General features: G+C 70.8%; 17 protein-coding genes and 2 pseudogenes. 7 read left to right on the top strand and 12 right to left on the bottom strand.

Annotated features, from left to right (window positions below; translation table 11 throughout):
* Positions 1 to 8: 8 nt before the first annotated feature.
* The 3 genes from E4N62_RS27895 to E4N62_RS27885 all read right to left on the bottom strand — a co-directional run bounded on the left by E4N62_RS27895 (position 9) and on the right by E4N62_RS27885 (position 2,378).
* The gene (locus E4N62_RS27895; protein ID WP_230219103.1) at positions 9 to 506 is read right to left on the bottom strand and encodes a GNAT family N-acetyltransferase; all 498 of its coding nucleotides are present in this window, start codon (positions 504 to 506) and stop codon (positions 9 to 11) included.
* 45 nt (positions 507 to 551) lie between these two features.
* Complete coding sequence (locus tag E4N62_RS27890) at positions 552 to 1,058, bottom strand: RNA polymerase sigma factor (protein ID WP_230219101.1); 507 nt, start codon at positions 1,056 to 1,058, stop codon at positions 552 to 554.
* A gap of 108 nt (positions 1,059 to 1,166) precedes the next feature.
* Positions 1,167 to 2,378: a glycerophosphodiester phosphodiesterase gene (locus E4N62_RS27885; RefSeq protein WP_230219100.1), complete on the bottom strand. Its 1,212-nt coding sequence runs from the start codon at positions 2,376 to 2,378 to the stop codon at positions 1,167 to 1,169.
* Positions 2,379 to 2,709: 331 nt separating this feature from the next.
* Here E4N62_RS27885 and E4N62_RS27880 point away from each other — a divergent pair, with 331 nt between their 5' ends.
* Positions 2,710 to 3,384: a 1-acyl-sn-glycerol-3-phosphate acyltransferase gene (locus E4N62_RS27880; RefSeq protein WP_184896260.1), complete on the top strand. Its 675-nt coding sequence runs from the start codon at positions 2,710 to 2,712 to the stop codon at positions 3,382 to 3,384.
* A 91-nt stretch (positions 3,385 to 3,475) separates the two neighbouring features.
* On the opposite strand, the gene E4N62_RS27875 is transcribed toward E4N62_RS27880, so the two are convergent.
* From E4N62_RS27875 to E4N62_RS27865, 3 genes are all read right to left on the bottom strand, one after another.
* A complete protein-coding gene (locus tag E4N62_RS27875; RefSeq protein ID WP_230219097.1) occupies positions 3,476 to 4,999 on the bottom strand; it encodes an MFS transporter in 1,524 nt (507 codons plus the stop codon).
* Complete coding sequence (locus tag E4N62_RS27870; protein WP_230219096.1) at positions 4,996 to 5,562, bottom strand: TetR/AcrR family transcriptional regulator; 567 nt, start codon at positions 5,560 to 5,562, stop codon at positions 4,996 to 4,998. The genes E4N62_RS27875 and E4N62_RS27870 overlap by 4 nt, the downstream gene beginning before the upstream one ends.
* 104 nt (positions 5,563 to 5,666) lie before the next feature.
* On the bottom strand, positions 5,667 to 6,638 hold the full coding sequence (locus tag E4N62_RS27865; RefSeq protein WP_230219095.1) for an aldo/keto reductase: 972 nt from the start codon (positions 6,636 to 6,638) through the stop codon (positions 5,667 to 5,669).
* A 469-nt stretch (positions 6,639 to 7,107) separates the two neighbouring features.
* Between E4N62_RS27865 and E4N62_RS27860 the strand changes: the two are divergent.
* Positions 7,108 to 8,545 (top strand): annotated as a pseudogene (locus tag E4N62_RS27860) (NF041680 family putative transposase).
* Between the two features lie 12 nt (positions 8,546 to 8,557).
* Here the strand turns inward: E4N62_RS27860 and argH are convergent.
* Positions 8,558 to 10,048: an argininosuccinate lyase gene (gene argH, locus E4N62_RS27855; RefSeq protein WP_230219094.1), complete on the bottom strand. Its 1,491-nt coding sequence runs from the start codon at positions 10,046 to 10,048 to the stop codon at positions 8,558 to 8,560.
* 203 nt (positions 10,049 to 10,251) lie between these two features.
* On the opposite strand from argH, the pseudogene E4N62_RS27850 reads away from it, so the two are divergent.
* From E4N62_RS27850 to E4N62_RS27830, 5 genes and pseudogenes are all read left to right on the top strand, one after another.
* Positions 10,252 to 11,070: pseudogene (locus tag E4N62_RS27850) on the top strand (hypothetical protein); the annotation flags it as partial.
* Between the two features lie 695 nt (positions 11,071 to 11,765).
* A complete protein-coding gene (locus E4N62_RS27845; RefSeq protein ID WP_230219093.1) occupies positions 11,766 to 12,347 on the top strand; it encodes a pyridoxamine 5'-phosphate oxidase family protein in 582 nt (193 codons plus the stop codon).
* Between the two features lie 167 nt (positions 12,348 to 12,514).
* The gene (locus E4N62_RS27840) at positions 12,515 to 13,852 is read left to right on the top strand and encodes a ferric reductase-like transmembrane domain-containing protein (protein ID WP_184898706.1); all 1,338 of its coding nucleotides are present in this window, start codon (positions 12,515 to 12,517) and stop codon (positions 13,850 to 13,852) included.
* Positions 13,853 to 14,008: 156 nt separating this feature from the next.
* A complete protein-coding gene (locus E4N62_RS27835; protein WP_230219092.1) occupies positions 14,009 to 15,097 on the top strand; it encodes an FMN-binding protein in 1,089 nt (362 codons plus the stop codon).
* A 4-nt stretch (positions 15,098 to 15,101) separates the two neighbouring features.
* The gene (locus E4N62_RS27830) at positions 15,102 to 15,896 is read left to right on the top strand and encodes an FAD:protein FMN transferase (protein WP_230219091.1); all 795 of its coding nucleotides are present in this window, start codon (positions 15,102 to 15,104) and stop codon (positions 15,894 to 15,896) included.
* Positions 15,897 to 16,037: 141 nt separating this feature from the next.
* Here E4N62_RS27830 and E4N62_RS27825 read toward each other — a convergent pair whose 3' ends face one another.
* The 5 genes from E4N62_RS27825 to argC all read right to left on the bottom strand — a co-directional run bounded on the left by E4N62_RS27825 (position 16,038) and on the right by argC (position 21,044).
* Complete coding sequence (locus tag E4N62_RS27825; RefSeq protein WP_184896243.1) at positions 16,038 to 16,580, bottom strand: arginine repressor; 543 nt, start codon at positions 16,578 to 16,580, stop codon at positions 16,038 to 16,040.
* A gap of 7 nt (positions 16,581 to 16,587) precedes the next feature.
* Positions 16,588 to 17,805 (bottom strand): acetylornithine transaminase, encoded by a 1,218-nt coding sequence (locus tag E4N62_RS27820; RefSeq protein ID WP_230219090.1) that lies wholly within the window; start codon positions 17,803 to 17,805, stop codon positions 16,588 to 16,590.
* Positions 17,802 to 18,728 carry an acetylglutamate kinase gene (gene argB, locus E4N62_RS27815; protein WP_230219089.1) on the bottom strand — a complete coding sequence of 309 codons (927 nt, stop codon included), beginning with the start codon at positions 18,726 to 18,728 and terminating at the stop codon, positions 17,802 to 17,804. The genes E4N62_RS27820 and argB overlap by 4 nt, the downstream gene beginning before the upstream one ends.
* Entirely contained in the window at positions 18,725 to 19,903 is a 1,179-nt protein-coding gene (gene argJ / locus E4N62_RS27810) for a bifunctional glutamate N-acetyltransferase/amino-acid acetyltransferase ArgJ (protein WP_230219088.1), read from the bottom strand. Before argJ ends, argB begins: the two co-directional genes overlap by 4 nt.
* A gap of 112 nt (positions 19,904 to 20,015) precedes the next feature.
* Positions 20,016 to 21,044: an N-acetyl-gamma-glutamyl-phosphate reductase gene (argC, locus tag E4N62_RS27805; RefSeq protein WP_230219087.1), complete on the bottom strand. Its 1,029-nt coding sequence runs from the start codon at positions 21,042 to 21,044 to the stop codon at positions 20,016 to 20,018.
* Between the last annotated feature and the right edge of the window lie 58 nt (positions 21,045 to 21,102).

Below are 21,102 nucleotides of genomic sequence, written 5' to 3'. Positions count from 1 at the left end.
GCGCCCCGTCACGCCGTCGTGGCGTACGCCTCCGCCGGCTTCTCCAGCACCACCATCGGCACGCCGTCCGTGCCCTGGCTGGTGCCGACCGTCTCATAGCCCACCCGGCGGTACAACCGGAGGTTGCCCTCGCTGCGGTGGCCCGCGCTGAGGCGGAACCTGGTCGCGCCGCGCTCCTCGGCGAGGGCCGCCTCGGCGGCGCGCAGGAGCCTGGCGCCGATGCCGTGGCCCTGGAGGCGCGGGTGGACGCAGAGTTTGCCGATGGCGGCGGTGCCGTCGGCGTCGAGGGCGCCGCGCACGGAGCCGATCACCTCGTCCCCGAGCCTGGCCACGAAGACACAGTCCGAGGCGACCTCCGCGCGGACGGAGTCGAGGCTCTCGACGAGCGGATCGATGCGGTAGTTGCCGTACAGTGCCGCCTCGCTCTGGAAGCACAGGTACTGCAGCCTGAAGATCTGCTCGGCGTCCTGCTCGGTCGCCACCGAGATGGTCACGCTCATGCCCATGTGTGCACGCCTCCCGCTCACCTGCTCACCCGATGTCCTTCACTCCTATCCCCGTGGTTCGCGTGCCGCAACCTCCGCCGTGAGCAATCGCCGAAGACATCCCAGACATCGGGAACGTTCCGGACCGAGGCTGCCCTGTGAGATACCCAACTCGCCCGCGATCTCACGGTAGGTGAGGTCCTTCGGAGACAGCAGGGCGGCGAGCAGCCGGGGGCAGCGGCCGGGGAGCCGGCGCACGGCCGCGTGCAGCGCGCGGCGGCGGGCCGCAGTCAGCGCCTGCTGCTCGGGGCCCGGCGCGTGCTCGTCCGGAGGCTCGGCGGCGTAGGGCCGTTCGAGCCGGGCCGTGCGGCGGCTGAGACGGGCCTCGAAGCGGACGGCGCTGCGCAGCCAGCTCTCCGGATCCTCGGGTGGGCCGTCGGCGTCGAGCCGTTCCAGCAGGCGCAGCCAGACCGCCTGCTCCAGGTCTCCCGCCTCGGCCCCGGCCGCGTACGCCTCCGCCGAGACCTCCGCGACCAGCAGCGGGCGGAGGCCGGCAAGCATGTCGTGTGTCATATGCCCCGGGACGCCGCCGCCCCGGCAGGGGTTGCCGGGGCGGACGGGAGTCACCCCAATCGGGGCTCCGGGCTCGACCGTTGACGTTCGAACCGATGTGCCGTGCGGTCAGTCGCCGACGAAGTCCGCGTGGGCCAGCAGCCCGGTGTCCGGGTTGTCGGTGAAGATGCCGTCGATACCGGTGTCGAAGTACACCTTGAGCGCGCCGAAGGAGTCTCCGTAGGCGTTGGGGTCCGTGCCCTTGCGGAAGTTGGCGGGCAGGAAGGTGTTCTCGTTGCGCAGCGTGTAGGGGTGCAGGATCAGCTTCTCGGCGTGCGCGTCGGCGACGAGGGTGGTCGGCGTGGTCAGGTTGCCGCCCGAGTCGCGCGGGATGATCAGGTCGAGGGTGGGGCCGATGCCGTTCGCGAACGAGGCGATCCAGGCGAGTCCGGCCGGCTTGACCAGGTCGGCGACGGTGCGCGGGTCGCCGGCCTCGACGAAGTCCCAGGGGCGGGTGGCGGCGCCGGAGAGCAGGACGACGAGCGGGCTGTCGACCAGCCGGTTCAGCCGCTGGATGCTGCTCGGCTCGAAGGACTGCAGGAAGACGGGCGAGTTCTTCCGGTGCCGGTCGTACTTGCGCAGCAGCTTGGCGAGCGGCTCCTCCAGACCGAGACCGAGCTTGCGGAAGTAGGTGGGGTGCTTGGTCTCGACGTGCAGCCAGACGCGACTGCCGCGCTTCCTGCCCTCCTTCTCGGCCCAGCGCAGCACCTCCTCGAAGGAGGGGATCTCCCAGCGGCCGTCGTAGAGGGTGTTCTCCTGGCGGTTGCCCGGGATGCGTTCCTTGGCGCGCAGCGTCTTCAGCTCGGCGAGGGTGAAGTCCTCGGTGAACCAGCCGGTGTAGGTGACGCCGTCGACGACCTTGGTGGCCTTCCGGCCGGCGAACTCGGGGTGCGCGGCGACATCGGTCGTCCCGGTGATGTCGTTCTCGTGACGGCATACGAGATGGCCGTCCTTGGTGGGCACCAGGTCCTGCTCGATGACGTGCGCGCCCATGTCCAGGGCGAGCTGGTACGAGCCGAGCGTGTGCTCCGGCCGGTAGCCACTGGCTCCGCGGTGCGCGATGATCGTCGGCACCGGCAGGCTCCGGTAGCCGCCGCCCGAGTGGCCGGCCGCCTTGGCCTCCGGCGCCGCCTCGTCGGCTCTCGCCGCGGCCGGCAGTCCGAGCACCGCTCCGCCCGCGCCGAGCACCGCGGCACCGAGCAGCGCCCGTCGGCCCGTTGTGCGGCCCTGTTCGTTCGCGCCCTTCGCGTCCTGCGACTGCCGCGACTCCTGCGTCCCCATGACCGGCTCCTCCACCGTGATGCCCTGCACCTGTCAAAGCGGGACGATCGTAGGTGTCATGAGGTGACCGTTGGGAGACCTGGGACCGAACACGCGGAAGACGCCTTGTGTCGCACGGGAGGCGCAACTTGACAGAGTGTCGGTTCGGTGACGCGATGTCCGTCACATGGCGCGCCCGGGTGACATCCCGCCATCACGGCGTCACCGCAGGTAAAACAGCGTCAACAGTTGGTATCCACTCGGTGAACCCGACGTGCGCCGCCCCGTGGGCCGGGAGTATCGTCCTCACCTGCACAGACTTGTACCGGAACGCTTGACATGGGAGGGCCCGTTGTCCCGCTTCGTGCTCATCAAGGCAGTGCTCGGACCGATCATGCGCCTGATGTTCCGCCCCCGGGTGGAGGGCGCGGAGCACATTCCGGGCGACGGCCCGGTGATCCTCGCCGGGAACCACCTCACCTTCATCGACTCCATGGTCCTGCCGCTGGTCTGCGACCGGCAGGTGTTCTTCATCGGCAAGGACGAGTACGTCACCGGCAAGGGGATCAAGGGCCGACTGATGGCCTGGTTCTTCACCGGGGTCGGCATGATCCCCGTCGACCGCGACGGCGGCCGGGGCGGGGTCGCCGCCCTGATGACCGGGCGGCGGATCCTGGACGAGGGCAAGGTGTTCGGCATCTACCCCGAGGGGACGCGGTCGCCCGACGGTCGGCTGTACCGGGGCCGGACCGGGATCGCCCGGCTGACGCTGATGACCGGGGCGCCGGTGGTTCCCTTCGCGATGATCGGGACGGACAAGCTCCAGCCGGGCGGGGCGGGGTTGCCCCGGCCGGGGCGGGTCACCGTGCGGTTCGGTGAGGCGATGGAGTTCTCTCGGTACGAGGGGATGGATCGGGACCGGTATGTGCTGCGGGCGGTGACCGACTCGGTGATGGCTGAGGTCATGCGGTTGTCGGGGCAGGAGTACGTGGATATGTACGCATCAAAGGCCAAGGAAGCGGCCTAGCTCCGCTGAGGGCCAGGACTTCGGTTGTTGGTTCAGTGCGGGTCGGTGGGGGCTGGTCGCGCAGTTCCCCGCGCCCCTGGGTCTGCTGGGGCTAGGCGGGGGTCTCCAGGTGTTGGTTGCGTAGCATGAACCATGCCGCCACCGCTGTGGTCAGGAGGACCGCCGCGCCCGCGCCCGACGCGATCGTGAGGCCGTCCACGAAGGAGTCCCTCGCGGAGGACAGCAGGGCCTCGGCCTTGTCCGACGGCATTGCCGCCGCGGCCTCGACCGCGCCGCCCAATGACTCGTGCGCACCTTCGGGAGTGCCCGCGGGCGCCGGGAAACCGCGGTAGACGCCGGTCACGATCGAGCCCAGGACCGCGATGCCCAGGGCCGCGCCCAGCTCGTACGCCGTCTCGGAGACCGCCGAGGCCGAGCCCGCCTGCTCCTTGGGGACGCTGGAGAGGATGACGTCGGCGGTGACGGTGAAGGAGAAGCCGGCGCCGATGCCGACGAACAGCAGGGCGGCGCCGATCAGCGGGTAGCCGGTGGCGCGGTCGGCCAGGGTGAGCAGGGCGAGGGCCAGACCGATGGCGGCGAGGCCCCCCGCCACCACGGAACGGACGGAGAAACGGCGGGCCGCCGCTCCGGCGACCAGGCCCGCGGCCACCGCTCCGATCGCCGCCGGAAGCTCGGCGAGACCCGCCTCCAACGGGCCCCGGCCCTGGACAAGTTGCAGGAACTGGGAGAGGAAGAAGACCAGCCCGGACAGGCCGAGGATGGTCAGCAGGTCGGCGAGGACGGCCCCGGAGAAGCCCCGGTTGCGGAACAGGCGCATGTCCAGCAGCGGGTGCGGCAGCGTGAGCTGACGGCGCACGAAGAAGAACAGCCCGGCGACACCGAGGAGGCCGGCGGCGAGTGCGATGCCGTCGACGCCGTGGGTGGCGGTCTCCTTCACCGCGTACACCACACCGATCATGCCGACCAGCGACAGGCCGACGCTGGGCATGTCCCACGGGCCCGGGTTCGGGTGGCGCGACTCGGGGAGCAGCTTGATGCCGACGAGGACGAGCACGGCCATCACGGGCAGGTTGATGAGGAAGACCGAGCCCCACCAGAAGTGTTCGAGCAGAAAACCACCGACGACCGGTCCGACAGCCGTACCGGCGGAGGCCGTGGCGCCCCAGACGCCGATCGCGAGGCTGCGCTCACGCGGATCGTGGAAGAGGTTGCGGATCAGGGCGAGGGTGGCGGGCATCAGCGTCGCGCCCGCGACTCCGAGCAGCGCCCGCGCGACGATCATCGTCTCGGGCGTCGTCGCGTAGGCGTTGAGCACGGATATCGCGCCGAACGCCGTGGCGCCGATCAGCAGCAGCTTCTTGCGGCCGATGCGGTCGCCGAGGCTGCCTGCCGAGACGAGCAGGCCCGCGATGACGAAGGAGTAGATGTCGCCGATCCACAGGAGTTGGATGCCCGAGGGCTTCAGATCCTCGCTGATGTAGGGGGTCGCGAGACCGAGGACGGTCGCGTCGACGGCCACCAGCAGCACGGCGAGCACTAGGACGGCGAGCGCGAGCCAGCGGCCCGGCCTCTTCTCCGCCTCGACGGTGCGGGCCGGCCGCAGGGTGCTGGTCATGATTCCTCTCTCGGTGGTTCGGGGTGACGCAGGGCGCCGCCGAGCAGCAGCTCGGTGATCATGAAGGTGAAGTCGTTGGCGGCCACGCGGCCTTCGGAGACCGCCCAGGCGCCGGAGGCCAGCAGGCCGTAAAGAGCCTCGGTGAGCCAGGCCGGTGTGAGGTCGATGCGGAACTCACCGGCCGCCTGGCCGCGTTTGAAGAGGGCCGCGACACGGTCGTCGATCCGGGCCCAGCCCTCGTGCTGCCCCTCCCCCTCGAACAGCTGGTTCTCGGTGTAGAGGAAGGCGAGCAGGCCCGCGGCGGGTTCGATCTCGCGCACGAGCCGGCGTACGGCGTCGCGCGCCGGGCCCTCGTCGAGGCGCGCCGCGTCCAGCGCGGCCTCGCACTCCTCGATGCCGAGCGCCTCCAGCGCCCGTACGAGCGCGTCGCGCCCGGCGAAGTGGCGGTGCAGCGTGGCTCGGCTGATCCCGGCGGCCTTGGCCACCTCGTCCATGGTCGCGGTGGACTTGCGGGTCAGCAGGGCGGCTGCGCTGCGCAGCACGTGTTCACGATCGACGGCCATGAGACAACCATAACCCACGTGAGACATCCATGTCTCACGGCGGGCATGAGCGTCTCACGGCCGGGGTGGTGCAGAGGGTTCTCCCCGCGCCGGAGCGACCGTGGTCAGTGCCAGGGGAGGCTGCCGCGCTTCTCCCAGTACGTCCGCGGGTCCTCGGCGAGGTCCGTGAGGCGGGTCAGCTGGTCGTCGTCGAGGTCGACGACCGCCGCGTGCAGGTTGGAGGCGAGCTGGTTGGTGGTGGCGGCGCCGGAGAGGACGACTCCGGCCCACGGCTGCCGCAGGACCACCGCCAGGGCGACCGCGTCGCAGCCGAGGCCCGTCCGCTCGGCGACGGCCTTGAGGGCGTCCGGGGCGTGCGGACCGGCCAGTCGGCCGTTGGCCATGCCCTCCTTGACGATCACGGTCAGACCGGCATCGTGCGCCTCGGCGAGGGCGGGGGCGGCGGAGGTCTCCAGCGCGTTGTACGTCGACTGGACGGTACGGAAGAGGGGTTCGCCGTCGACGGTCACGGTGAGGGCGGTGCGGATGGCGTCCGCCTGGGCCGGGCCGCTGGTGGAGAAGCCGATGGTGACGCCCTCGGCGGCGGCCTCCGCCAGTTTGGCGTGAAGCTCCTTGTCGGTGAGGGCCGGGCTGTCCGGGGTCACCGAGTGGATCTGGTAGAGGTCGAGGCGGTCGCCGAGCAGGGCGGCGGTCTCGGCGCGCTGGCGCTCGTACGTCGCGAGGGTGTGGTCCTTGACCTCGTGCTTCTCGGCGTCGGTGGTCCAGTCGGCGGTGTAGGTGTAGCCCCACTTGCTGCCGATGACCACGTCGCCGAGGCCCGGGCGGGTGCGGAGCCAGTCGGCGAGGAACTCCTCGGAGAGGCCGTAGGAGCGGGCCGCGTCGAAGTAGCGGACGCCCTGGGCGTAGGCGGCGTCGAGCAGTTCGTGGGTGCGGGTGCGGAGGGCCTCGACGGTGCGGGTCACTCCGAGGTCGGCGTCGCGGCCGAGGTTGATGTAGCCGGGGCGGGCGACTGCGGCGAGGCCGAAACCGATGTGGCAGGTGGGGGTGGTGGCTGCGGCCAGTCGGGCGAAGGGCATCGCGGGCTCCGTTCGGGTCGGCTCCTTGCGGTTCCTGAGCAAACGTAACCCGTGATGACCTTCGTGGTGCGGTGCGGGGCTTCCGGGAGTTTTCGCCCCCGCCGCCCCTACCGTCCCTCCCCCACTCTCGGCTTCGCTCGAGCGGGAGGTGCCCTAGGGGGTGTTTCGAAAGTCCTGTGCGGTGCCCGCGGTGCCCGCGGTGTCCGGTGCGTGCTCTCGGCGTGCCGGACGAAAGCCCTCGTACTGGACGTACTTGGGGTTTCGGCCGGTGCGGCGAGAGTGCGTGCCGGGCGCCGTGGGTGCTGTGCGGGACTTTCGAAACATCCCCTAACCTTGTTCTTTTTCTTTCGGTCTCGAACGGTGTCTCGAACTGGGTCGCTCACCTGGGGATTCGCCGGACGTGGGGGCGGCCTTCGTCTGATCCTGTGCTCCGACCAAGGTGCACGTGACCACGACGAAGGCCGTGAGGGTGAGTCTGCTGCGTGATGCTGTCCGGAGTGAAGCGTTCGCGGAAGCGTCACGCTTCCGGGGCGAGTTCTACGAGTGTCTGACGGCTCGGCGCGACGAGTTGTTCGAACTCACCGACGCGGTGCTGTGTGCGGAGGGGGCGGTGAAGTCCCCGGTGGATCTGACGCTGCTGCCCGAGCATCGTCGTGGGCACGGCGCGATGTACGGCGGACTGAACCACGGACGGATCGATGTCGGCCGGCTGCGGACCGTGCTGGCCGGGCTGTCGCTGCCGCGTTTCGACGGCGGGCGCCTGGTCCTGGCGGTCGACGTGTCGCCGTGGCTTCGCTCGGACGCGCCGTGCTCGGCCGAGCGGCTGTTCTGCCACGTATACGGCCGCGCGAAGACGGCGTCACAGTTCATTCCGGGCTGGCCCTATTCCTTCGTGGCCGTGCTGGAGCCGGGCGCCACGTCCTGGACCGCGATCCTGGACGCGGTCCGGCTCGGCCCGGCGGACGACGCGACCGCCATCACCGCCGCCCAGCTGCGGGGCGTCGTGGAGCGGCTCGTCACCGCTGGCCAGTGGCAGACCGGGGACCCGCATATCGTGATCGTCAGCGACGCCGGCTATGACGTCACCCGCCTGGCGTGGGTCCTGCGTGACCTGCCCGTCGAGCTGGTCGGCAGGGTCCGGTCCGACCGCGTCATGCGGTTGCCGAAGCCGTCCCGCCGGCCGGGGACGAATGGCCGGCCGCCCAAGCACGGCCCGGAGTTCCGCTTCACCAGGCCGGAGACCTGGCCCGAGCCCGCGATCACCACCGTCACCGACACCAGCAACTACGGCAAGGCCGAGACTCAGGCATGGGACCGAGTCCACCCAAGGCTCACCCACCGCTCGTCCTGGCTCGACCACGACGGTGAACTACCCCTGGTTGAGGGCACGTTGATTCGACTGAAGGTCGAGCACCTGTCAAAGGAACGAGACGCGCCGCCGGTGTGGTTATGGTCCTCGAAGACCGGCGCCACCCCGGACGATGTGGACCGTTTCTGGCAGGCATTTCTCCGTCGATTCGATCTGGAGCACACCTTCCGCTTCGCAAAACAGACCCTCGGCTGGACCACCCCGAAGCTCCGTACTCCCGAGGCGGCGGACCGCTGGACCTGGATCCTGATCGTCGCTCACACCCAGCTCCGGCTCGCCCGACCGCTCGCTACGGACCTCCGCCCTGGGAGAAACCCACCACCCCGGACCGGCTCAGCCCGGCCCGGGTCCGCCGGGGTTCAGGAACATCCGCGCTCACCTCGCCTGCCCGGCCCGCGTTCCCAAACCCCAAGGCGCCGGCCCCGGACGCCCACCCGGCGCCAAGAACAGACACCGGGCACCCCGCTACGACGTCGGCAAGACCGTCAAACGCCCCGAGACCCTCAAGGCCATCGGCAAGCCCGGAAGATCTTGGTAGATAAAGAACAAGCTAACCCAGGGGCTGCGCCCCTTCGACCCCATCGCGCCCGCGCGGGTGGGTGGGGGTGGTTACTTGCCGGTTGGCTGTGGCCCACGCGTGCTGGGCCGTCACGTTCTGCTTGATGTCCGCCAGTTGGATCGCCACCGCGCTCGGGGCCGTGCCTCCGCGGCCGTTGCGGGAGGCCAGGGCGCCCGGGACGTTCAGGACGGTACGGACCTCGGGGGTGAGGTGGGCGGAGATCTTGGCGAACTGGTCGTCCGTCAGGTCGTTCAGTTCCTTGTTCTCGGCCTCGGCGGCCTTGACGCACTCACCGGCGACCTCGTGGGCGACCCGGAAGGGGACGCCCTGCTTGACGAGCCACTCAGCGACGTCGGTGGCCAGGGAGAAGCCGGCCGGGGCCAGCTCCTCCATGCGCTCACGGTGGACGGTGAGGGTGGCCATCATGCCGGTGAAGGCGGGGAGCAGGACCTCCAGCTGGTCGATCGAGTCGAAGACCGGCTCCTTGTCCTCCTGGAGGTCGCGGTTGTAGGCGAGGGGCAGCGCCTTGAGCGTGGCCATGAGGCCCGTCAGGTTGCCGATCAGCCGGCCGGACTTGCCCCGGGCCAGCTCCGCGATGTCCGGGTTCTTCTTCTGCGGCATGATCGACGAGCCCGTCGAGAACGCGTCGTGGAGGGTCACGAAGGAGAACTCCTTCGTGTTCCAGATGATGACCTCCTCGGCGATCCGGGAGAGGTTCACGCCGATCATCGCGGTGATGAAGGCGAACTCGGCGACGAAGTCGCGGGACGCGGTGCCGTCGATGGAGTTCGCGGAGCTGCCGTGCTCGAAGCCCAGGTCCTTGGCGACCGCCTCGGGGTCCAGGCCGAGGCTGCTTCCAGCGAGGGCGCCCGAGCCGTACGGGGAGACGGCCGTGCGCTCGTCCCACTGCCGCAGCCGCTCGGCGTCCCGGGAGAGCGACTGGACGTGCGCGAGGACGTGGTGGGCGAAGAGGACCGGCTGGGCGTGCTGGAGGTGGGTACGGCCGGGCATGGCCACGTCCGGGTGGGCCTCCGCCAGGCCGATCAGGGCGTCCTGGAGGTCGGCGATCAGACCGCCGATCGTGCGGGCGTGGTCCCGCAGGTACATCCGGAAGAGGGTCGCGACCTGGTCGTTCCGGGAGCGTCCGGCGCGCAGCTTGCCGCCCAGGTCCGGGCCGAGGCGCTCCAGGAGACCGCGCTCCAGGGCGGTGTGCACGTCCTCGTCGGCGACGGTGCCGACGAAGTCGCCCGACGCCACGTCCGCTTCGAGCTGGTCCAGGCCGGCGATCATCCGGGACAGCTCGTCCTCGGTGAGCAGGCCCGCCTTGTGCAGCACGCGCGCGTGGGCGCGGGAGCCCGCGATGTCGTACGGGGCCAGCCGCCAGTCGAAGTGGACGGAGGCGGACAGCTTCGCCAGGGCCTCGGCGGGTCCGTCGGCGAAACGGGCGCCCCAGAGCCGTACGTCACCGCTGTTGCTGCTCACTCGCGTTGCTCCTAGATCTCCGCTTACTGCCTTCACTGCCATGCATGAGTATGCAGAACTCTGCATGGATCGTCAATCTGAGAGAAGTTTGAGAGACGCCGAGAAACGTTTGAACAAACGAAACCGCTTTCACGTAACTCACACCGGACGCAGGCGCCGCGTTCGTATACACCGACCACACCCGACCCGAGTGAGGCATCCGCATGTCCAGGGCTCTTCCGAAGTACAACAAGCGTCGCGTAGGGATCATCGGCGGCGCCACCGCGGTCGTGCTCTCCGGAGCGGTCATCGCGGGTTCCGCCCTCGCCGGCGAGGGTGCCAACAACGAGGACGCCGCGGGGAACGCCTCGCCCGGCACCATCACCTGCCCGGCCGTCGCGGGCGAACTCCCGGCGATCCCGGCCTCCGCGCAGGCCGAGGTCGACCGCAACCTCGCCCTCCTCGACACCCAGATCCAGGAAGCCAACCAGCGCCTCATCGACACCGTCGGCCAGGGCGGCGCCAACTTCGTCAACAACGCCATCCTCGGCCCGCTCGAGGACAAGCGCATCGCCACACTCAACCGCATCGAGACCGCCATCGGCCGCGCCGCCGCCAAGCCCGAGGGCCTCGAAGCCCTCGCACCCTGCCAGCTCAACCAGGGCGGTGCCGCAGGCGCCGGTGAGGAGGCCGGTGCGGGCGAGGGTGCCGGTGCGGGCGAGGGTGCCGCCGACGCGGGCAACGCGGGTGGCCCCGGCACCATCACCTGCCCGGCCGTCGCGGGCGAACTCCCGGCGATCCCGGCCTCCGCGCAGGCCGAGGTCGACCGCAACCTCGCCCTCCTCGACACCCAGATCCAGGAAGCCAACCAGCGCCTCATCGACACCGTCGGCCAGGGCGGCGCCAACTTCGTCAACAACGCCATCCTCGGCCCGCTCGAGGACAAGCGCATCGCCACACTCAACCGCATCGAGACCGCCATCGGCCGCGCCGCCGCCAAGCCCGAGGGCCTCGAAGCCCTCGCACCCTGCCAGCTCAACCAGGGCGGTGCCGCAGGCGCCGGTGAGGAGGCCGACGCCGGAGCCGGCGAGGAGGCCGGTGCGGGTGCCGAGGCGGGCGCAGGCGAGGACGCGGGCAACGCGGGTGCCGCCGGCACCATCACCTGCCCGGCCGTCGCGGGCGAACTCCCGGCGATCCCGGCCTCCGCGCAGGCCGAGGTCGACCGCAACCTCGCCCTCCTCGACACCCAGATCCAGGAAGCCAACCAGCGCCTCATCGACACCGTCGGCCAGGGCGGCGCCAACTTCGTCAACAACGCCATCCTCGGCCCGCTCGAGGACAAGCGCATCGCCACACTCAACCGCATCGAGACCGCCATCGGCCGCGCCGCCGCCAAGCCCGAGGGCCTCGAAGCCCTCGCACCCTGCCAGCTCAACCAGTAGTCCGGACGAGCGGGCGGTCCGCCACGTCGGCGGGCCGGAGCTCCGCCGGTCGCACGAGGGGGTCCGAGCCGAGGGGCCGGTCGCGATGAGCCGTCCGCGACGGGCCCCCTCACTCGGCGAGTGACCTCCTGCGCCCCTCGTGGGCGACAAGGGCCGTGTCCGCCCCGCGCGCCGGCCGGGGCGGACACGGAAGACCCTGATTCCGGGTGGATCTCCTTGGGAGGCCCACCCGGAATCCGTGCTCCCGGCCCCAATTCGTTAGACAGGCAAAGCTTTTCCGTCGATAATCGTTAGACATGGGAAAGACTTATGAGCGCATCGACGGCCGCCTGCGGACGTTCATCGAGGCACAGCCGCTGTTCTTCACCGCCACGGCGCCCCTGTCCGCCGACGGCACGATCAATCTCTCCCCCAAGGGCCTGAAGGGCTCGTTCGTCATCCTCGACGAACGGACCGTCGCCTACCTGGACTTCGCCGGCTCCCACGCGGAGACGATCGCGCACCTGCGCGAGAACGGCCGGATCACCTTGATGTGGTGCGCCTTCCAGGGCCCGCCCAGCATCGTGCGCGTACACGGCACGGGCGAGGCCGTCTTCCGCGACGACCCGCGCTTCGCCGGACTCCTCGCCCGCTTCCCCGACATCGACCCGACCCCGCACGGCCTGCGCGCGATCATCGTGGTCCGCGCCGAGCACATACGCGACAGCTGCGGCTACGCCGTGCCGTTCATGGCGTACGAGGACGAACGCGACCTGCACGGGCGGCGCTTCGCCCGCGAGGACGACGAGTCGCTCAGCGCCTACTTCGGCTCCAAGGAACACATCGCGACCAGCATGGACGGCCTGCCGGGGCTGCCGCTGCCGCCGTCCGTCGTCTGACGGCAGGGGAGACGGGCGCGCCTCCCGGGGCGATCGTTCCGCAAGACAGTTGTTCACACGGTTGAACACACGGCACTCGCTGCACGTACGTGTGGGCCAAGGGTCCAGCCCACCACGGAGGAACCGTGTCCACGATCGCCGGAGGTCGCGCCGCGCGCCGCCAGACGATGCGCCGCATCCGACCTCGCCGCTCCCCCGCCGTCCCGCTGCTGATCGTTTTCTATGCGGGCGTGGCCGCGGTGGTGTGGCTGTGGTGGGACAACACGCCCTCCATCGCGGACCAGGGCAGCAAGATGGTCAACGCCGGGCGGATCACCGGTCTGCTCGGCGGCTACATGATGGCCCTGGTGGTGCTCCAGATGGCCCGGGTGCCCGCGCTGGAACGCCGGGTGGGCTCCGACCGGGTCGCCCGCTGGCACGCGATGACCGGCCGCTACACGCTCTGCCTGGTCGTCGCGCACGTCGTCCTGACGATGTACGGATACGCGCTGCAGGCCGGTCTCACCCACACCGCGATCCTGCAGCAGACCATCGATTCCATCAACCAGCTGCCCGACATGGGCAAGGCCGCCATCGGCACCGGTCTGCTGGTGCTCATCGGGCTGATGTCGATCGGCCCGGTGCGCAAGCGGATCCCGTACGACTTCTGGTACCACACGCACCTGCTGACCTACGCGGCCACGTTCCTGACGTTCTGGCACCAGATCTCCACCGGCAACGAGTTCGCCGTCACACCCGCCGCGAAGACCGGTTGGTACGCGCTGTACGGGTCGGTGACCGCGCTGGTGCTGTGGTACCGGATCATCACGCCGATCCGGCTCAACATGCGGCACCGGCTGCGGGTCGAGGCGGTCATCGAGGAGTCGCCCGGCATCGTCTCCGTGCTGATGAGCGGGCGCAAGCTGCACCGGATGGGCGCGGAGGCCGGGCAGTTCTTCCGCTGGCGGTTCCTCGCCCCCGGCATGCGGTTCAGCTCCCACCCGTACTCGCTGTCGGCGGCGCCCCGTCCCAACATGCTGCGGATCACGGTCAAGGCGATCGGCGACCACAGCTCGGCCCTGCGCGACCTGGAGCCCGGCACCCGGGTGTGGGCCGAGGGCCCGTACGGGGCGCTGACGGCCGGCAAGCGCAGCCGGGGCAAGGTGCTGCTGGTGGCCGGCGGTGTGGGCATCACGCCGATGCGGGCCCTTTTCGAGACACTGCCCGGCGCGGCCGGTGACCTGACCCTGCTCTACCGGGCCAACACCACCCAGGACCTGGCCCTGTGGGACGAGCTGGCGCTGATCGCCGAGGAGCGCGGCGCCCGGCTGATGTACGCGGTGAACAGCCCCGACGGCGAGCGCCCTGACATCTCCCCTGACTCGCTGCGCCGCAAGATCCCGGACATCGAGAGCCACGACGTGTTCCTGTGCGGGCCGCCCGGTTTCGCCCAGGGCGTCTACGAGGCCCTGCGCGGCGCGGGTGTTCCGACCCGGCGTATCCACCACGAGTCGTTCGAGATGTGAGCGGCGGGGCCGCTCGCCGCGTATCCCCATCCGACCGACCGTTCCAGCCGCCGGTCGCCACCACCTGCCCCACCCCGACTTCTGGCCATGGTTTCCCGCGGGTTCGCCCGACGGGTCTCCCCCGCGAGACTTCACACTTCAGGAGCTGAAGGAGCGATGAAGAAGAGCCACCCCATCCGGCGGACCCTGCTCGCCACCGCCGCCACCGTGTCCGGCATCGTGCTGCTGCTGTCGCTGAAGCCGGCCTCCGACCCGGCCGGTTCGGTCCAGGCGGGAGCGGCAGGGGGCGCTCCTTCGGCACAGGGCGGGGTGGCGGCCGGCGCGCAGACCCTCACGGGCACCGCCGTCCAGACCGACTACGGGCCGGTACAGGTCCGGATCACCGTCAACGGCGGCAAGATCACCGATGCCGAGACGGTGCAGCAGCCCAGCGGCGGCCGCTCCACGCAGATCAGCTCCGACGCGATCCCGAAGCTCAACCAGGCGGCCGTGGCCGCGGGCAGCGCCGAGATCGACGCGGTCTCGGGCGCGACCTACACCAGCGCCGGCTACAAGGAGTCCCTCCAGTCCGCACTGGACCAGGCCGGCAACGCGCAGGACTCGGGCGCCCAGGTGCTCACGGGGACCACCGTGCAGACCGACTACGGGCCGGTACAGGTCCGGATCACGGTCAGCGGCGGCAAGATCACAGGCGCCGAGGCGATCCAGGCGCCGAGCGGCGGCCGCTCCACCCAGATCACCGGCGACTCTGTGCCGAAGCTCAACCAGGCGGCCGTGGCGGTCGGCAGCGCCGAGATCGACGCGGTCTCGGGCGCGACCTACACCAGCGCCGGCTACAAGGAGTCCCTCCAGTCCGCACTGGACCAGGTCGGCAACGCGCAGGGCTCCGGGTCCGAGGTCGAGGCAGGCGGCTCGCAGGACGCGGGTGGCGGCGCCGAGGACGGCGGGGGCTCCGGGGCCGGGCAGGCGACGGGCACCCAGGTGCTCACCGGTTCCACGATCCAGACGGACTACGGCCCGGTCCAGGTCCGTGTCACGGTCACCGACGGCAAGATCACGAATGCCGAGGCGCTGCAGCAGCCCAGCGGCGGCCGTTCGACCCAGATCAGCGGCACCGCCATCCCCGAGCTCAACCAGAACGCCGTCTCGGCAGGGAGCGCTGACATCGATGCTGTCTCAGGCGCCACGTACACCAGCGGTGGCTACAAGCAGTCCCTCCAGTCCGCACTGGACCAGGCCGGCTGATCCGATGGCCGAACCCGCCGGGGCCCCCGCGCCCTCCCCGCTGCGCCACGCCGAGGAGGTCATGGGCACCGTCTTCTCCTTCGACGTCCGAGGAGGCGAGCCCACGGCGGTCCGGGCCGCGCTCGCGGAAGCGGTGGCCGGACTCCACGCCGTCGACGAGGTGTTCAGCACCTATCGCGAGCACAGCCAGATCTCCCGGCTCGCCCGGGGCGAGGTGACGATCGAGGAGTGCGACGCCGAGGTCGCCGAGGTGCTCCACCTGTGCGCCGAGGCCGAGCGGGTGAGCGACGGCTGGTTCAGCGCGACGTACGAGGGCCGTTTCGATCCGACCGGCCTCGTGAAGGGGTGGGCCACCGAGCGGGCCGCGCTGCGGCTGGTCACGGCCGGGGCGGTCGGGGTGAGCGTGAACGGGGGCGGCGACGTGCAGCTGTGCGGTGTCCCCGGACCGGACCGGCCGTGGCGCGTGGGCGTCGCCGATCCCCTCCGGCCCGGGGGGCTGGCCGCGGTCGTCACGGCCGCCGGTGCGGATCGCCTGGCCGTCGCCACGTCCGGTACGGCGGAGCGGGGCGCTCATATCGTCGACCCCCGCACGGGCAAGTCCGCCGTGACCGACCTGGTCTCGGTGACGGTCGTGGCCCCCAGCCTCACCTGGGCGGACTGCTGGGCCACGGCGGCGTTCGCGATGGGCTCCAGGGAGGGCCTGGCGTGGCTGGAGTCGCTGGAGGACGCGGAAGCTCTGCTGATCACGGCGGGGGACGAGGTCCGCTGCACGAGAGGGTTGGCAGCGCGCCTGGGCTGAGCAGAGGTGGGGCGGGCGGGTCGAAAGGCGGGCGCAGCCCGTCCTTTCAGGGGCGCGGGGAACTGCGCGACCGCCACGACGGGCCCGCGGTCGGCGTCCCCGCGAAACACACCCGTCGCCCGTCCCCGCGCAACGCCCCCTTCAGTGACCGTTCCCGTTCTGGGCCAGCCGCAGCAAATGGTCGGCCAGGGCCTGCCCGCCCACCGGATCCCGGCTGATCAGCAGCAACGTGTCGTCGCCCGCGATCGTGCCCAGGATGTCGTGCAGTTCGGCCTGGTCGATGGCCGAGGCCAGGAACTGGGCCGCGCCCGGCGGCGTGCGGAGCACGACCAGGTTCGCGGAGGCCTCGGCTGAGATCAGCAGCTCCGCGGAGAGCCGCCGCATCCGCTCCTCCTTCGCCGACTCCCCCAGCGGAGCCCGAGGCGTACGGAACCCGCCCTCGCTCGGCACCGCGTAGATGAGGTCGCCGTCGGTGTTGCGGATCTTCACCGCGTTCAGCTCGTCCAGATCCCGGCTGAGCGTCGCCTGCGTGACGCTCAGCCCGTCGTCGGACAGCAGCTTCGCCAACTGGCTCTGCGACCGCACCGGTTGCCGGTTGAGGATGTCGACGATCCGCCGGTGGCGGGCGGTACGGGTCTGCGGCACCGCGGGCCCCGCCTGGTCGTGCTCCTGCGCCTGGCTCATCGTCGTCTCATTCTCCGGCTCGTCCGTCCCCACTGGCTTCGTGTGCCGCCCGCGCCGCGTCGAGGATGCCGGGCAGGGCCTGGAGGAGGGCGTCCACCTCGGCGTCACCGATGTTGAGCGCGGGCATCAGCCGTACGACATCGGGGGCGGGCGCGTTCACCAGGAAACCGGCGTCCTGAGCGGCCTGTTGCGCCAGGGGCGCGAGGGGCTCGGTGAGCACGATACCCAGCAGGAGGCCCGCGCCACGGACATGGTCGATCATCGGGTCGCCGAGGGACTCGATCCCGTCGCGCAGCTTCTCGCTCTGCCGCTTGACGTTCTCCAGCAGCCCTTCCGCCCGGATGGTCTCCAGGACGGCGAGGCCGGCGGCGCAGGCGACCGGGTTGCCGCCGAAGGTGGTCCCGTGCTGGCCGGGCTGGAGCAGCTCGGCGGCCCGCCCGAAGGCGACGGTCGCACCCAGCGGCAGTCCGCCGCCGAGGCCCTTGGCGAGGGTGACGACGTCCGGCAGGACGCCCTCGTGGGCCTGGTACTCGAACCAGTGTCCGGTCCGGCCGACGCCGGTCTGCACCTCGTCGAGGACCAGCAGCGAGCCGGTGGCGGCCGTGATGGCCCGCGCGGCCTTCAGATAGCCGGGCGGCGGGACGACGACGCCCTTCTCACCCTGGACGGGTTCGATGATGACGAGCGCGGTCTCCTCGGTCACGGCCGCGGCGAGGGCCTGCGCGTCGCCGTAGGGGACGTGGGTGACGTCACCGGGCAGCGGGTGGAAGCCGGTCTGCTTGCCGGGCTGGCCGGTGAGGGCGAGGGCGCCCATGGTCCGGCCGTGGAAGCCGCCCTCGGTGGCGACCATGTGGGTCCGCCCGGTCAGCCGGCCGATCTTGAACGCGCCCTCGTTGGCCTCGGCGCCCGAGTTGCAGAAGAAGACCTTGCCGTCGCGGCCGAAGTGCTCCAGGAGCCGTTCGGCGAGGGCGACGGGCGGCTCGGCGACGAACAGGTTGGAGACATGGCCGAGGGAGGCGATCTGGGTGCCGACCGCCTCGACGATCGCCGGGTGGGCGTGGCCGAGCGCGTTGACCGCGATACCGCCGACGTAGTCGACGTACTCCTTGCCGTCGGCGTCCCACACCCGGCTGCCCGCGCCGCGGACCAGGGAGAGCTTCGGGGTGCCGTAGTTGTTCATCAGCGAGCCCCGCCACCGCTGGGCCAGCTCCTCGTTGGCGGTCATTCGGCGTCCCCCTCTTCTTCCGCATCCGGCACGACCATCGTGCCGATGCCCTCGTCGGTGAAGATCTCCAGCAGGATCGAGTGCTGGACCCGGCCGTCGATGACGCGCGCGGTCCGGACGCCGCCCCGGACGGCGTGCAGGCAGCCCTGCATCTTCGGCACCATGCCGGAGGACAACTCCGGCAGCAGCTTCTCCAGTTGGGAAGCGGTGAGGCGGCTGATCACCTCGTCGCTGTTGGGCCAGTCCTCGTAGAGGCCCTCGACGTCGGTGAGGACCATGAGGGTCTCGGCGCCCAGCGCAGCAGCGAGTGCCGCAGCCGCCGTATCAGCATTGACGTTGTAGACATGCCCCATGTCACCTTCGTCCTGGCTACGGGCGATCGAGGAGACGACCGGGATGCGGCCGTCGGCGAGGAGTGCCTCGATCGCGCCCGTGTCGATCGAGGTGATCTCGCCCACCCGTCCGATGTCGACCAGTTCGCCGTCGATCTCGGGCTGGTGCTTCGTGGCGGTGATGGTGTGCGCGTCCTCGCCGGTCAGTCCGACGGCGAGCGGCCCGTGCTGATTGAGCAGTCCGACCAGCTCGCGCTGCACCTGTCCGGCGAGCACCATGCGTACGACGTCCATGGCGTCCTCGGTGGTGACGCGCAGGCCGGCCTTGAACTCGCTGACGATGCCGTGCCGGTCGAGGGCGGCGCTGATCTGCGGGCCGCCGCCGTGCACGACGACCGGCTTGATGCCGGCGTGGTGCAGGAAGACGACGTCCTGGGCGAACGCGGCTTTCAGGTCCTCGTCGATCATGGCGTTGCCGCCGAACTTGATGACGACGGTCTTGCCGTTGTGCCGGACCAGCCAGGGCAGCGCCTCGATGAGGATCTGGGCCTTGGGAAGGGCGGTGTGCTTCCGCGCGGGTGTGTTGCTCATGAGGAGTACGCGCTGTTCTCGTGGACGTAGTCGGCGGTGAGGTCGTTGGTCCAGATCGTGGCCGTCTCGGACCCGGCGGCGAGGTCGGCGACGATGTGCACCTCGCGGTAGCGCATGTCGACGTTGTCGCGGTCCTCGCCGACACCGCCGTTCTTGCAGACCCAGACGCCGTTGATGGCGACGTTGAGGTGGTCCGGCTCGAAGGCGGCGGACGTGGTGCCGATGGCGGACAGGACACGGCCCCAGTTGGGGTCCTCGCCGTGGATGGCGCACTTGAGGAGGTTGTTGCGGGCGATGGAGCGGCCCACCTCGACGGCGTCGTCCTCGGTCGCCGCGTTCACGACCTCGACCTTGATGTCCTTGCTGGCGCCCTCGGCGTCCCGGATGAGCTGCTGACCGAGGTCGTCGCAGACCTGGCGTACGACTTCGGCGAACTCCGCGTACTCCGGGGTGACTTCGGCGGCGCCGGAGGCGAGCAGGAGGACGGTGTCGTTGGTGGACATGCAGCCGTCGGAGTCGACCCGGTCGAAGGTCGTCCGCGTGGCTGCGCGCAGGGCCCTGTCGAGGACGTCGCTCTCCAGGTCCGCGTCGGTGGTGAGCACGACGAGCATGGTGGCGAGGCCGGGGGCGAGCATGCCCGCGCCCTTGGCCATGCCGCCGACGGTCCAGCCGTCCTTGGTGACGACGGACGTCTTGTGCACCGTGTCGGTGGTCTTGATGGCGATGGCGGCCTTCTCGCCGCCGTGCGGGCTGAGCTGGGCGACGGCCTTGTCGACGCCCCGCTTCAGCTTGTCCATGGGCAGGAGGACGCCGATGAGGCCGGTGGAGCAGACCGCGACCATCCCGGGCGCGTGACCGCCCAGGTCGTCGAGCCCCGCCGAGTTGAGGGAGTCGGCCACCTTCTCGGCGGTCGCGTGCGTGTCCTGGAAGCCCTTCGGACCCGTACAGGCGTTGGCGCCACCGGAGTTGAGGACGACCGCGGAGACCTCGCCGCCCTTCAGCACCTGCTCGGACCAGAGCACCGGCGCGGCCTTCACACGGTTGGAGGTGAAGACACCCGCGGCGGCGAGGCGGGGCCCGTTGTTGACCACGAGGGCCAGGTCCGGGTTGCCGTTCTCCTTGATCCCGGCGGCGATGCCCGCCGCCGTGAACCCCTTGGCTGCCGTCACGCTCACTGCGTCTCCTCGTTCGCCCCGCCGCGGAAGCGGCTGATGTCACTGTCGCCCGTGCAGCGCAGCGGTGCGGCCATCGCCGTCGTCTGCGGCCCGATGGCTGCACGTGCGTCGCTCACGGTGCGACGCCGATCGTGGAAAGCCCCGTCGTCTCGTGGAGTCCGAGGGCGATGTTCATGCTCTGCAGGGCGCCACCGGCGGTGCCCTTGGTGAGGTTGTCGATGGCGCTGATCGCGATGATCCTGCCCGCGGCCTCGTCGTACGCGACCTGCACCGCTACGGCGTTGGAACCGTAGACGGACGCCGTGGCGGGCCACTGCCCCTCGGGGAGCAGGTGGACGAACGGCTCGTCGGCGAAGGCCTTCTCGTACGCGGCGCGCACGGACTCGGCGGTGACGCCGGGCCTCGCCTTCGCGCTGCACGTGGCGAGGATGCCGCGCGGCATCGGTGCGAGGGTCGGTGTGAAGGACACGGTGACCGGCTCGCCCGCGACACCGCCGAGGTTCTGCATCACCTCGGGTGTGTGCCGGTGGCCGCCGCCGACGCCGTAGGGGGTCATCGACCCCATGACCTCGCTGCCCAGCAGATGCGCCTTGGGCGCCTTGCCCGCGCCGGATGTGCCGGAGGCGGCGACGATCACGGCCTCGTTCTCGGCGAGACCCGCCGCGTAGGCCGGGAACAGGGCCAGGGTGACGGCCGTGGGGTAGCAACCGGGTACCGCGATGCGCTTGGACCCCTCCAGCGCGGCGCGGGCACCCGGTAGTTCGGGGAGGCCGTAGGGCCAGGTGCCGGCGTGGGGCGAGCCGTAGAACCTCTCCCAGTCGGACGCGTCCTTCAGCCGGAAGTCGGCGCCCATGTCGACCACGAGGACCTCCGGGCCGAGCCGCTCGGCCACGGCCGCGGACTGCCCGTGCGGAAGCGCGAGGAAGACCACGTCGTGGCCCGTCAGCACCTCGGCGGTGGTCTCCTGGAGCACCCGGTCGGCCAGCGGCAGCAGGTGCGGCTGGAGCGCGCCCAGGCGCTGGCCGGCGTTGGAGTTGCCGGTCAGTGCACCGATCTCGACCTCGGGGTGGGCGAGCAGCAGGCGCAGCACTTCGCCGCCCGCATAACCACTCGCTCCCGCCACCGCCACGCGTACCGCCATGGAACCCTCCTCTTGGATGGCATGACTATACGTTTCGTTGCACGTTTATGCAATCTTG

Origin of the sequence: Streptomyces sp. MNU76, assembly GCF_020982545.1 — a bacterium.
GTDB lineage: Bacteria > Actinomycetota > Actinomycetes > Streptomycetales > Streptomycetaceae > Streptomyces.
This window is presented reverse-complemented; position numbering and strand designations above follow the sequence as displayed.

Bases quoted from the DNA above. Each gene is read 5' to 3' on its own strand.
- E4N62_RS27895 (WP_230219103.1), bottom strand. From the start codon at position 506: ATGGGCATGAGCGTGACCATCTCGGTGGCGACCGAGCAGGACGCCGAG.
- E4N62_RS27890 (WP_230219101.1), bottom strand. From the start codon at position 1,058: ATGACACACGACATGCTTGCCGGCCTCCGCCCGCTGCTGGTCGCGGAG.
- E4N62_RS27885 (WP_230219100.1), bottom strand. From the start codon at position 2,378: ATGGGGACGCAGGAGTCGCGGCAGTCGCAGGACGCGAAGGGCGCGAAC.
- E4N62_RS27875 (WP_230219097.1), bottom strand. From the start codon at position 4,999: ATGACCAGCACCCTGCGGCCGGCCCGCACCGTCGAGGCGGAGAAGAGG.
- E4N62_RS27870 (WP_230219096.1), bottom strand. From the start codon at position 5,562: ATGGCCGTCGATCGTGAACACGTGCTGCGCAGCGCAGCCGCCCTGCTG.
- E4N62_RS27865 (WP_230219095.1), bottom strand. From the start codon at position 6,638: ATGCCCTTCGCCCGACTGGCCGCAGCCACCACCCCCACCTGCCACATC.
- E4N62_RS27845 (WP_230219093.1), top strand. From the start codon at position 11,766: ATGGGAAAGACTTATGAGCGCATCGACGGCCGCCTGCGGACGTTCATC.
- E4N62_RS27840 (WP_184898706.1), top strand. From the start codon at position 12,515: ATGCGCCGCATCCGACCTCGCCGCTCCCCCGCCGTCCCGCTGCTGATC.
- E4N62_RS27835 (WP_230219092.1), top strand. From the start codon at position 14,009: ATGAAGAAGAGCCACCCCATCCGGCGGACCCTGCTCGCCACCGCCGCC.
- E4N62_RS27830 (WP_230219091.1), top strand. From the start codon at position 15,102: ATGGCCGAACCCGCCGGGGCCCCCGCGCCCTCCCCGCTGCGCCACGCC.
- E4N62_RS27825 (WP_184896243.1), bottom strand. From the start codon at position 16,580: ATGAGCCAGGCGCAGGAGCACGACCAGGCGGGGCCCGCGGTGCCGCAG.
- E4N62_RS27820 (WP_230219090.1), bottom strand. From the start codon at position 17,805: ATGACCGCCAACGAGGAGCTGGCCCAGCGGTGGCGGGGCTCGCTGATG.
- argB (WP_230219089.1), bottom strand. From the start codon at position 18,728: ATGAGCAACACACCCGCGCGGAAGCACACCGCCCTTCCCAAGGCCCAG.
- argC (WP_230219087.1), bottom strand. From the start codon at position 21,044: ATGGCGGTACGCGTGGCGGTGGCGGGAGCGAGTGGTTATGCGGGCGGC.